7 protein-coding genes are annotated in these 13,402 nt (G+C 43.2%); all 7 read left to right on the plus strand.

All coding sequences use genetic code 11. The features are described from left to right. Window positions 1–58 precede the first annotated feature (58 nt). The 7 genes from ACOYVE_RS02540 to ACOYVE_RS02570 all read left to right on the plus strand — a co-directional run bounded on the left by ACOYVE_RS02540 (window position 59) and on the right by ACOYVE_RS02570 (window position 13,348). Window positions 59–2,941: an alpha-amylase family glycosyl hydrolase gene (locus tag ACOYVE_RS02540; protein WP_422880674.1), complete on the plus strand. Its 2,883-nt coding sequence runs from the start codon at window positions 59–61 to the stop codon at window positions 2,939–2,941. A 226-nt stretch (window positions 2,942–3,167) separates the two neighbouring features. After that, window positions 3,168–4,850: a glycoside hydrolase family 9 protein gene (locus ACOYVE_RS02545; RefSeq protein ID WP_422880675.1), complete on the plus strand. Its 1,683-nt coding sequence runs from the start codon at window positions 3,168–3,170 to the stop codon at window positions 4,848–4,850. Between the two features lie 62 nt (window positions 4,851–4,912). Continuing rightward, on the plus strand, window positions 4,913–5,644 hold the full coding sequence (locus ACOYVE_RS02550) for a hypothetical protein (RefSeq protein WP_422880676.1): 732 nt from the start codon (window positions 4,913–4,915) through the stop codon (window positions 5,642–5,644). Window positions 5,645–5,921: 277 nt separating this feature from the next. Further along, on the plus strand, window positions 5,922–6,887 hold the full coding sequence (locus ACOYVE_RS02555) for an ROK family protein (RefSeq protein WP_422880736.1): 966 nt from the start codon (window positions 5,922–5,924) through the stop codon (window positions 6,885–6,887). A 147-nt stretch (window positions 6,888–7,034) separates the two neighbouring features. After that, entirely contained in the window at window positions 7,035–9,245 is a 2,211-nt protein-coding gene (locus ACOYVE_RS02560) for a glycoside hydrolase family 3 N-terminal domain-containing protein (RefSeq protein WP_422880677.1), read from the plus strand. A gap of 14 nt (window positions 9,246–9,259) precedes the next feature. Further along, window positions 9,260–10,288: a glycoside hydrolase family 5 protein gene (locus tag ACOYVE_RS02565; RefSeq protein ID WP_422880678.1), complete on the plus strand. Its 1,029-nt coding sequence runs from the start codon at window positions 9,260–9,262 to the stop codon at window positions 10,286–10,288. Window positions 10,289–10,408: 120 nt separating this feature from the next. Further along, entirely contained in the window at window positions 10,409–13,348 is a 2,940-nt protein-coding gene (locus ACOYVE_RS02570) for a carbohydrate binding domain-containing protein (protein WP_422880679.1), read from the plus strand. Window positions 13,349–13,402 lie beyond the last annotated feature (54 nt).

Consider the following 13,402-nt stretch of genomic DNA (forward strand, 5'->3'; position numbering starts at 1 on the left):
GGATTTACCAGGAGCCCTGAGACAGGGCTCCTTTTTTATATAACAAATGTGAATTGATATGAAAAAAAATCTACTTGTTTTTGTTTTTTTATTAACTGGTTTGATTGTTGGGCAAAATGGAACAGGTACGGTATTTTATACAGTCCCTCAGTATCCCGTACAAACCGACACAATTACAATCACCTTCGACGTAACCAACGCAACGCACCCAAATAAGATTGCCGGATATCAGGGCGACGTTTACGCTCATACCGGCGTTACTTTGAGGGATGAAAACGGAAACGTATCGGCGTGGCAAAATGTAATCGGCGACTGGGGAAATAATTCGGTTCAACCGAAATTGAGCAGGGTCGCGGAAAATGTCTACAGGATTACTATAGAAAACCCGAGAAAGTTTTATAATGTTAATAATCCCGCCGTGGACATTACTCAACTCTGTTTTGTATTAAGGAGCAGCGACGGTTCGAAACAAACCGAGGATATATTTGTCCCGATCTACGAGCCCGGAATTACAGTAGTTTTAAATTCGCCGGCGGTGAACAATTATTACGGCGATCCGATGCGCTCGCCTTATTTCATTCCAGATAACAATCCCGTACTGATATCAGCCAGAAGCGCCGCCATTGGAACTTCGACAAAGAGGATGAGTTTGTTTATAAACGATCAGTTGCTCGCCGAATCAAACGCTGATTCCATTGTGTATTCTTTCGTTCCGGATCCGAATATTCATACAAATATAGCGCGAATAATTGCCGAAGGCATAACAGGGCTTAAGGATACCGTTGAGTTTGCCATCGTTAATGTCCCGCCAGTTCCTGTAAGCCAAATGCCCGAGGGTATTCAACACGGAATTAATTACAAAGAAGACGGAATATACCTTGCTCTTTTTGCTCCTTATAAAAAGTTTGTTTACGTGCTGGGCGATTTTAACGACTGGAAAGTCGACGACAAGTATTTGATGAATAAATATGAAGCGAGACCCGATAGTGTAATTTATTGGATTAAATTAAACGATCTTACGCCCTCAACCGAGTATGCCTTTCAATATTTGGTGGACGGCGTTATTAGAATGCCTGACCCCTACTGCGAAAAAATCCTCGATCCGTGGAACGATTCTTACATTCCGTCAACCGTTTATCCGAACCTGAAAGAATATCCTTACGGTAAAACCGAAAACATTGTGGGAATAATCAATACTACTCCGGCAAAATATAATTGGAAAGTAACGGATTTCGAGAAACCTCCGAAAGAAAAACTCGTAATCTATGAAACGCTCGTAAGAGACTTTGTAAAAACCCATAGTTTTGCTACTCTAATCGATACAATCAGCTATTTCAAAAAGCTCGGAGTAAATGCCATCGAGCTAATGCCGGTAATGGAATTCGAAGGCAATTCGAGCTGGGGATATAATTCGATGATGCATTTCGCTGTCGATAAATATTACGGAACGGCTGAAAAGTTGAAAGAATTTATCGATTCGTGCCATTCAAACGGAATTGCCGTAATACTCGACGTGGTTTTGAATCATGCGTTCGGTCTGAATCCGCTCGTCAGGATGTATTGGGATACCGCGCAGGGAAGACCGTCCGCAGACAGTCCGTGGTTTAATCAAGTTTCGCCTAATCCTGTATTTTACTGGGGCTACGATTTCAATCACGAAAGCAACAACACAAAGTATTACGTTGACAGAGTTACATCATATTGGCTTAATGAGTTTAAAGTGGACGGATTCAGATTCGACTTTACCAAAGGATTTACTAACACTCCGGGAGACGGAGGCAATTACGACGCAACGCGTATCAAAATATTAAAGAGAATGGCGGATAAAGTGTGGCAGGCCGACCCGGAAGCGTATGTGATTTTGGAACATTTTGCAGCCGATTCGGAAGAGAGGGAATTGTCCCAATACGGAATGATGCTGTGGGGCAATCTTAATCATAATTATTCGGAAGCCGCTATGGGATGGAACGACGCGGGCAAATCGAACTTTAACAGAATTTCTTATAAGGCAAGAGGATTTTCGAATCCGCATTTGGTAGGATATATGGAGAGCCACGACGAAGAGAGACTTATGTACAAAAACCTACATTGGGGAAATTCTTCGGGCGATTACGACATCAAAAAACTCAACTATGCTCTTGGAAGAATTAAACTGGCGGCGGCATTTTTTATTACCGTTCCCGGTCCCAAAATGATGTGGCAGTTTGAAGAACTGGGTTATGACTATTCGATTGATTATAACGGAAGACTGGGCGAAAAACCGGTCAGGTGGGATTATTATACCGCGCCTGAACAATCCGAACGCCAAAAACTTTTCCGTTTTTTTGCTGAATTAATAAAACTCAAAAAGAGTTTTCCGGTCTTTTCTACCGATGATTTCAACATGAATGTGACCGGACCGACAAAGGAGATTACTCTGCTGGATTCCGCGATGAATGTTAAAATAATCGGCAACTTCGACGTTGTATCCCGATCTGTAAATTTTTCTTTCCCTGAGGACGGGTATTGGTACGATTACTTTACGGGCGACAGCATATCGGTGGAAAACGGCAGTTTGTTTGTAAGTTTACAGCCGGGTGAATTTCATCTTTATACTTCGGTAAAATTGCCTGTTCCGCCGGACGGAAAGGAAATTATTACAAAAACCGAATACGAGGAAAATTTCCGGACTAATGATTTTACAGTCAGTCCCAACTATCCAAATCCGTTTAATCCGGGAACTACGCTCGAATGGCGTCTGCCGGAAAGCGGCAGAGTCGCGGTCTCGCTTTATAACATACTCGGTCAAAAGATCGCAGTGCTTCTGGACGAGTATCAATCGGCCGGAAAACACTCGTATTATCTTAATGCCGATAAATTTAATTTGTCGAGCGGAACTTATTTTGTTAATTATAACCTGAACGGATCCGTCAAAACGCAAAAGATAGTTTTAATCAAGTAATCGTTGCGGATTAACAGAGACAACCGAAATAGTTTATACTATTTATTATATTAAGTTTCGCGGCGTGTAAATAGTTTTTTCACGTTACACGCCGTACTTTTTTTAAATTACAGTCCCTTGTTTGAAAACTTTTGCCATTAAATTACTTTGCATGCGGGCGTTACTTATTATCGATATTTTTAATTATCTTTGAAAAAGTTTAACGCCAAATTTTACGGGGTTTATCATGAACAAGACGGTTTTTTTACTTTTCTTTTTTGTTTCGTTATTAGCAAAAGCCGGCGGTTTTTCGATTAATCAGGCGGGATATTTAATCGATGCGCCGAAGTATTTTTTTATAAACGAGCCGGCGGATTCGTTCTATTTGCATGACGTTGTAGACGACAAGTTAGTATTTAAAGGCGCAATTGAACTAATAACCAAAAACGATCCCGCCACCGGAATGGATGTTTATAAAGGAGATTTTTCAGGTTTTGAAACGCCGGGTAAATATTATATTGCGCTTGCCAACGGGAAAAAATCGCCGCAGTTCGAAATATCTGATACCGTTTATAATAATTTATTCAACGCGTCTTTAAAATCGTATTATTATCAAAGATGCGGCGTAGGGCTCGAAAGTAAATTTGCTGGAGTATATGCTTACGGAAAATGTCATACAAAAGACGCGCAGTTTCATCCTTTGACCGGGGAAGGCTATAAAGACGTTACAGGAGGCTGGCACGATGCGGGCGACTACGGTAAGTATGTAGTTAACGCGGGCGTTACCGTTGGAACATTGTTGATGGCATACGAATTTTTCCCCGCTAAATTTTTGAGCGACAGTTTGAATATCCCCGAAAGCGGAAATAAAATTCCGGATATTTTAGACGAAGCGTTATTCGAAATCGATTGGATGCTGAAAATGCAGAGGGAAGACGGCGCCGTTTTTACAAAAGTGACTAAAGAAAAATTCGAAGATTTTGTAATGCCCGACAAAGACGTTGAGGAAGGACGTTTGATTTATCGCGTCTCTTCGACGGCGACGGCAGACTTTGCCGCAGTTCTGGCTAAAGCGTCCAGACTAATAAAAGATTACAACAAAGATCTTGCGAAGAAATATTTGGATGCTTCAATTTTGGCATGGAAATTTTTGTCCGACAATCCGGAAATAGTCCCGGCGGGAGGATTTAAAAATCCCGATGGCACAGTTACTGGCGAGTACGGCGACGTAAACGATTCCGACGAAAGAGCGTGGGCTGCCGCCGAATTATTTATGTCCACGGGCGACAGGGAATATCTCGATTATTTTATGAAATACGCCCGCAAAAATAATTTCCATTTTAAATCGATTAGCTGGTCGCAGTTGAACGACCTGGCATATTTTACTATCCTCGTAAACAGCGCCAAAAGAAATATACCGGAGGAAATTACAGATAAGATTAAAGCCGAACTGCTGGCTTATTCGGACTATCTGGCAGCCAAAAGTAAAAAAGACGGTTACGGCGTTACTATTCTGCCGGGAGAATATCGATGGGGCTGCAACTCGGACGTTTTGAACAATTCGCTCATTTTAATTATCGGTTATGAAATAACCGGCGATAAGAATTTTTATAATCTTGCGCTCGCACAATTAAATTATATCCTGGGCGCAAACGCCCATAAAATTTCTTTCGTTACCGGAATCGGCGCGCATTACGTTCGTAATCCGCATCATCGACCGACTGCTTCCGACGGAATAGAAGAACCCGTGCCGGGATTTTTGTCAGGAGGTCCGAATCAAAACCTTCAGGATCCTGTCCTCGTAAAATTATTCGACAAAAATACTCCTCCCGCAATGTGTTACGCGGACGATACTGGCAGCTGGTCGTCAAACGAAATTGCCATCAATTGGAACGCTCCGCTGGTTTTTGTAAGCGGCTATTTCAAATAATTTATATAAACCCGGTTCGGATTTGCGTTGTCAAAAAATACAAAGACTGAACCGGGTGAATTATGAAAAGTATAAAATCAGGAATAATCGTTTTAACGCTGCTAATATCCGCGTGTTCTTCGGCTATACTTCTTGAAAAGAGCGATGTTACGGATATTACTGTCGACGCTAATCCTTCCGAATGGAACGGCAGATTTTTTAATTTCGACGACAAAAACATAGGAGTCGCCTACACGAACGACAACGAGAATCTGTATCTCTGCTTTGCCTTCAGAGATTTCAGAAGTTTTTTCCCCGTGTTAAGAGGCGGACTTACGCTGTGGATCGAATCCGATAATCGCAAAATCGGTTTGAAATTCCCGCTGGTCTACAGAGAAAGGAGACGCGAAGATTTTAACAGAGATATTCTGAGAAACAGAAACGAGATGAGGAAATTATTCGAAGAAAGGATTCAAAAATTTCTGGAGAATCAAAAAGAAGTCCAAATAATCAACGAAGAAAATTATCCTCTTGCGTTGATTAATAAATCCGATAATACTTATGGTATTAAAGCAGAGATTAACAAATACGATCCGGAGATTATTTACGAGCTGAGAATACCGATTGGAACGGGATTGATTAATCCGGGAAAAGATAAAATCGTGTCGATGAAACTTGAAACAGAGGAACAGACTCAAATGCCGGCAAGGATTGATTCGGGAATGAGGGGAAACAGGGACGGCAGCCGTATTCAGAGATTTTCAAACATAATTGAACCGATTGAACTGGAATTCTCACTGAAACTGTCCCGGTGATTTTCGTTGTAAACGACGGTTGTCTCGATACTTTTTCGTCCGTTACCGAAAAAACTCGAAAACCTTTATATTGAGGACGGTTATCGAGTAGCGAAGCGTATCGAGATAACCGGAGCCCGCCCGAAAATTTATTAAATTAATAATCATTTGTATTAATTTAATAACCGGAATTTTCTTTTTGCTCAAAATACGCCGATTTCAATACTCGCTAAAAGGCATAAAATTTGTTTAATAATTTGGTTTAACCAATACTTCGGATTACTGGAGAAATATGAAAATGAGTAAAATTCAGATGGTAATGGGAATCGACGTGGGGGGGACAAATACCGCATTCGGATTCGTCGATAGGAAAGGGAAGCTGATTTACGACGCTTCGCTGCCGACAAAAGCGGAATTGGACGCGCGTCAATTATTCGAAAGAATATTTAATGCAGCGGAAAAGGCATTTAAGAAATTTGAAAAAAAATATGAATTAGTAGGAATAGGCATCGGAGCGCCGAATGCAAATTACTATAAAGGCACGGTCGAAAAACCGCCCAATTTGAATTGGGGCAAGATCAACGTTATAAAACTTATAAAAGAATTTTCCGATTTGCCCGCTGTTATCACAAACGACGCAAATGCTGCGGCTTTGGGCGAAATGATTTTCGGAGCGGCAAGGGGAATGAAAAATTTCATAGTCATTACGCTGGGTACCGGACTCGGCAGCGGCATTGTCGTCGATGGGAAATTGGTTTACGGAAACGACGGCTTTGCCGGAGAATTGGGACACACTACTTACGACCCGAACGGCAGATTGTGCGGTTGCGGGAGACTGGGCTGTCTCGAAACATATGCCTCGGCTACGGGAATCAAAAGAACGGCTCTCGAATTAATGGCTAAGTATCCGTACCCGAGTTCGCTGAGAAAACTGAATTGCGAAAAATTATCTGCAAAGGATATCTATAATGCCGCGGTCAAAGGCGATAGACTTGCTCTCGAAGCGTTTGACTATACGGCAAAAGCTCTCGGATTCAAATTGGCAGATACGGTGGTTCATCTGAGCCCGGAAGCAATAATACTATACGGCGGACTGGCTCTTGCGGGAGACCTGATTATAAAACCGACGAAAAAGTATATGGAAAAACAGATGCTGAACATTTTCAAAAACAAGGTTAAAATTATTCCTTCGGCTCTACCCGGTAAAGGAGCGGGAATTATGGGCGCGGCGGCGCTTATCTGGAACGAATTGGAAAAAATTTAACGGGGTTTCCCGATTGCGCTTTGCGGTATGTGGTGATTTAAAGATTTTATGTAAACGGGCATTAAAAGCGAAAATAAACTTAAGCGTTAGTTTATATCCTGTTCGGAAGGATTCTATTTGTTTTAAAAAATCTATAGGATTAAAATCATGAAAAAATATCTCCTATTGTTTTTCGTCGGCGCTCTTGCCTTCGCGCAGAATAAAACTCTCGATCAAAAAGTCGATTCGGTTCTTGCTTTGATGACTCTCGACGAAAAAGTCGGTCAGCTCGTTCAATACAGCGCGGGATGGGATACGGGAACGAGAACGAGAAAACCGAAAGAAGGGCACGAAGAATTAATTAAGCAGGGAAAAATCGGTTCGTTTTTAAATATAGTGGGAGCCGAGCAAACCGAACGGCTTCAAAAAATAGCCGTCGAAGAAAGCAGGCTCGGGATTCCGTTGATTTTCGGACTCGACGTTATTCACGGATATAAAACAACATTCCCAATTCCGCTTGCTGAAGCTTGCAGCTGGAATCCGGAATTGGTCGAACTTTCGGCGCGCATGCAGGCAATTGAAACATCGGCTGCGGGCGTCCACTGGACATTCAGTCCCATGGTCGATATTGCAAGAGACCCGAGATGGGGACGTATAATGGAAGGCAGCGGCGAAGACCCGTATCTCGGAGCGGTTATGGCCGCCGCCAGAGTTAAAGGTTATCAGGGGAAAAGTTTGAGCGATATCAATACAATACTCGCTTGCGCGAAACATTTTGCCGGATACGGAGCGGTTGAAGGCGGGAAAGATTATAACACCGTCGATATATCTGAACGTACGTTGAGGGAAATTCATCTGCCCCCTTTCAAAGCCGCAGTCGACGCGGGAGTCGGTTCGTTAATGTCGGCTTTCAATGAAATTGGCGGAGTCCCTTCCTCGGCAAACAAATTATTGCTGACTCAAATACTCAGAAACGAATGGCATTCGGACGCATTTGTTTTAACCGATTGGAATACGATCGGCGAGTTTATGATTCACGGAATCGCTCATGATTTGAAAGAGGCGACTAAAATTGCAATCGAAGCCTCGGTAGATATGGACATGGAAAGCAACGGTTATCATTATCATCTGGCCGAGCTTGTTAAAGAAGGAAAAGTTGACGTTAAATACGTCGATGCGGCTGTAAGACGAATCCTAAAAGCAAAATTCAGACTCGGTTTATTTGACGATCCTTACAGATACTCCGACCCTGCGCGCGAAGCCGAAGTTACGTTGAATGACGATTTGCGAAAAGCGGCAAAGCAAGTTGCGCTTGAATCGGTGGTTCTGTTAAAGAACGAAAATAATCTTCTTCCTTTGGATAAGAATATCAAGTCGATAGCGTTAATCGGCGAGCTTGCGGCTTCGAAAGACGATCCGCTCGGTCCGTGGTCGCAGCAGGGAACGCCAGAAACGGTTGTATCGATACTGGAAGGATTGAAAAATAAAGTCGGCGAAAGGATTAAGATTAATTACGCCGAAGGGTGCAAAGTGCGCGGCGACGATAAATCGGGTTTTGCGGAAGCAGTCGAAGCGGTCAAGAAATCCGACGTGGCGATTGTGGTTGTCGGAGAAACCCGCGATATGAGCGGCGAAGCGCATTCGAGAGCCACTCTCGATCTGCCGGGAGTTCAGGAGGAACTGATAAAAGAAATACACAAAACCGGCAAACCTGTAATTGCTATATTGATGAACGGCAGACCATTGACTATTAATTGGGTCTCCGAAAACATACCTGCAATTATCGAATCGTGGTATCTCGGCTGCGAGCACGGCAATGCACTTGCCGATATTCTCTTCGGCGATTTCGTGCCGTGCGGTAAACTCACGACGACGTTCCCTAAAGGAGTCGGTCAAATTCCGCTCTATTATAATCATAAAAATTCGGGTCGTCCTTACAATCCGGAGAACCCGAGATACACTTCGTATTACATCGATTTCAGTCTGGAGCCACTCTATCCGTTCGGCTACGGTCTCAGCTATACTACATTCGAGTATTCTAATTTGAAATTGAAAACGGACAAAGTTCGAGCCGGCGAAACCGTGCGGTTCAGTGTGGATGTTACCAACGCCGGAAAATACGAAGCTAAAGAAATAGTGCAGGTTTACGTAAGAGACCTCGTGGGAAGCGTTACGCGTCCGGTTAAAGAGTTGAAAGATTTCAGGAAAATAAATTTGAAACCCGGAGAAACAAAAACGGTCGAATTCGAACTGCCGGTCGAACGTCTGAAATTTTTCGATATAAATATGAATTACGTTATTGAACCGGGTAAGTTCAAACTTATGGTAGGACCTAATTCCAAAGAATTGATGGAAACGGAATTCGAATTAATTCAATAAAATCCGGAGCGATAATGTCTATTAAAAATATCCTTCTTCTTTTAACGCTAATCTCCTTTTCCTTTTTCAATTGCAAGGATGAAAGCCAGGCGGTTACCAATCCCCCTGAGGATACGGGTCCTAAAACAATTGTCGAATTGATTGGACCGCTGAAAGTTTCGGGCAATAAAATTGTGGGCAAAGCCGATACGGCGGTTGTGCTGCGGGGCATGAGTTTATTCTGGAGTCAATGGGGCGGTAAATACTATAATGAAGAGTGCGTCAAATGGTTAAGAGACGATTGGAAATGTACGATTGTAAGAGCCTCTGTCGGAGTCGAAAGCGGCGGATACCTTTCCAATCCGGATGCGGAAATGCAAAAAGCCGAAACTGTTATAAACGCAGCGATTAATCTGGGCATTTATGTAATTGTCGACTGGCACGACCATCACGCCGAAAATCATCTTGAAGAAGCCAAGGAATTTTTCAAGGCAATCGCCCAAAAATACGGCGACAAACCGAATATCATATACGAAATTTACAACGAACCGATGCAGGTGTCGTGGAGTAAAGTCGTTAAGCCGTACGCTGTGGAAGTAATTAAAACCATCAGAGAATACGACCCGGACAATTTAATCGTCGTGGGCAATCCCACATGGTCTCAGGACGTAGACGTAGCGGCAAAAGATCCGATTGACGACGTAAACGTCGCTTATTCGCTCCATTTTTATTCCAGCACTCACAGGCAATACAACAGAACAAAAGCTTCAAACGCTCTCGCAAACGGCGCGGCTCTATTTGTAACCGAATACGGTTTGAGCGAGGCTAGCGGCAACGGCAATATCGATATGAACGAAGCAAATCTATGGTTCGACTTTATGGAACAAAATAAATTAAGCAATTGCAACTGGTCTGTAATGGATAAAAACGAGAGCTCGGCCGCTTTGGTTCCGGGCGCCTCTGCCACAGGCAATTGGAGCGATTCCGATCTTACCCTCTCCGGCAAAACTATTCGAGATTATATACGTTCCAAAAACGCGCCGCTGTTCGAACTGATAAAATAATTAAGAAATTATAAAGATCTTATTTGGGGGAATCGCGCGGCGATTCCCTTTTTGTACGTTCGGTTTTACAGGCTGATTTCTTTTTGTTAACTTGCAATAAAATAATCGGGAAGAAGTTCAATGCGTAAAAATTATTTTATAGCTCTGTTTTTAATCGCAGTTATTTCGTCTTTTGCACAAAACTTTACGGGCGGATTTAATTTTTATCTTCCTTCGGAAGATACTTCGTCGCAAAATTTTTTCCCGAAATATCCCATAAGTGAAATAAATGATTTTATTACGATAGACAACGACGGGCATTTTAGTCTCAACGGGAAACGGATACGGTTCTGGGGAACGAATCTGGGCGCGGACGCCGCATTCCCGCCGCTGGACAAATGCGAACTGCTCGCAGGAAGGATGCGCAAATTCGGAATTAATCTCGTCCGTCTGCATCATCTCGACAATCCCTGGTCAAACAGGAGCCTTGTGGGAAAAACTTCGACGCGCGAACTCAATTCCTATTACCTCGACATTCTCGAATTTCTTATCGATAAATTGAAACGCAACGGCATCTACGTCAATATGAATCTTCATGTGTCGCGCACTTTCAGAATAAACGACAACGTGCCGGCGTACGATTCGCTTCCGGAATTCGGAAAGGGGGTAAACTTTTTCGATCCTTATATAAAAAGTCTTCATAAAGAATATGCCCGACAGCTTCTTACGCATGTAAATCCTTATACGGGTTTGCCTTTGAAAGACGACCCGGTTATGGCAATGGTTGAAATTACAAACGAGAATTCGCTCTATCGTTTTTGGCGGGATGATAATCTCAAACCGATTTCCGAAGGAGGCGAACTCCCTTATGTCTATTCGAAAAAACTCGACAGTTTGTGGATAGAATTCCTTAGAGAAAAATATCAAAACGACGAAGCGTTAAAAAACGCCTGGAACAATTATACAAAAGAAGCGGGTGCGGGCGAGCAAATCGAAGACGGCGGTTTCGAATCGGGATCGAAAGGGAAATGGCAGCTCGAACAACATTCCGGCGCAACGGCTCTTTTTACGATCGATTCGAACGAGTCGTACAAAGGCGGCAAGAGCGCAAAAGTGGAAGTGACAAAATCTTCCGATCAAAACTGGCATATTCAGTTCAAATATCCGTATGCGACAGTTAAAAAGGATTCTACTTACACGGTCAAATTTGCCGCCAAATCGAGCGCTCCCGTTCAAATAAGCGTAAGCGTAATGAATGACGGCTCTCCTTATAATTATTACTCCGGAATAACAATTAATCTAACTCCGGACTGGCAGGAATTTTCGTTCAGCTTCAGAGCGCCGGAAGACAATAACGGGCGCGCACGACTTTCGTTCAACCTTGGATTGGAAAACAATACATATTGGTTCGATGATTTTAGTTTCGCTACGGCGGGAATAGAAGGGCTGCGCGAAGGCGAATCGCTTGCGTCGGGTAATGTGGGACGTATCGATTACAGCAAAGCGGTTCAATTTTCCGCGCAACGGGTTAAGGATATGTCGGAATTCTATATCAATCTGGAACGACAATATTTCAAAGAAATGACCACGTATCTTAAAGATACGATCGGCGTAAAAGTTCCGATTGTAACTACCAATTGGAATGCGGGAACGGCTGATTTAGCCGCTATGTCCGACGGCGATTATGTGGACAATCATGCTTACTGGGATCATCCTCAATTTCCGAACGAGCCGTGGTCTTCGACCGACTGGCTGATCAATAACACGCCGATGGTAAAGGATATTAACGGCGGAACTGTTCCCGGGCTTTATGCTGGCGTTCCGATTAAAGGAAAACCGTTTACGGTCAGCGAGTATAATCACTCATTCCCTAATCGTTATCAGGTTGAGTCGGTTCTATTTTCAGCCGGATACGCTTCGTTCAACGACGCCGACGGTTTTATGTATTTTGCCTACGACGAAGCTTACGACTGGGGCGTCGATAAAATCAATAATTATTTTGCAATCAACAGGAACTCCGTCTTGATGTCGTTCTTTCCTACGATTGCATACGTATTTCGTAACGGCATCGTAAGACCTTCTTCCGAGCCGGTGTATCTTTCTTACACAGCCGACACAATATACGCGCTGCCGCGCGAAGACGCTTCCGGCTGGACGGGTCCGACTTATTTCGACAGAAAACTCGCTTTGAAACATTCTGTTAAAACCGAATCGTATTTCGGGAATCATACGACCGATTTTAGAGCTCTGGAAGCCACTCCTGTAAATCCGTACAAAACCGATACGGGCGAAATCGAATGGGATGCCGATAAAGGAACGATAAGCATAATTACAGACCGCTTTGTGGGATACGGAGGTTTCTTTAACGGTTTATTGAATAAAGACGCGGGAGGCTTAAAGATTGTTGATACGCGCGGCAACAGCGACTTCGGGGTTATTACATGGCTTTCGCTCGACGGCGACTCGCTTTCCGAATCGAGAAAATCTTTGATTACGATTGCGTCCCGGATTCAAAACAGAGGAATGATCTGGTACAATAATAACACGACTCTCAAAAACAGCTGGGGCGGAAGTCCCACCGAAATTCTTCCGCTCGACTTGACGCTCGAATTGAACATCCTTGCCGATTCGATTAAAATTATTCCGCTCGATACGAAAGGAAAAGAGAATTATACGAAAGCTTTTACGGTTCTTCCTAACGCAGGCGGCAAGTTCGTTGTCGATTTGAATCAATCGGTTCTTAATACCCTCTGGTTCGGAGTCGAAGCTTACGGCGAAGGCGTTCCTACTTCAACTAAAGACGAAAGCGTAATAAATTACGATTACAATTTAATGCAGAATTATCCGAATCCGTTCAATCCTTCGACGCAAATCGAATACAGCGTGGGAAAAGAAGGCCTCGTAACGCTGAAGGTTTACGACGTGCTCGGCAGGGAAGTAAAAACTCTCGCCGAAGGATATCACAAACCGGGCGGCTATAAAATTTTATTCGACGCTTCGGAACTCTCCGCTGGAGTTTATTTCTACCGGCTCGCTGCCGGCAATGCTGAATTTACAAAATCGATGCTTCTGGTGAAATAAATATTGCGCGATTTAATTGAAATTATTAAGTTCAAACCTCAGTAAATAAATTAT

This window comes from Melioribacter sp., from assembly GCF_049325435.1.
GTDB lineage: Bacteria > Bacteroidota > Ignavibacteria > Ignavibacteriales > Melioribacteraceae > Melioribacter > Melioribacter roseus.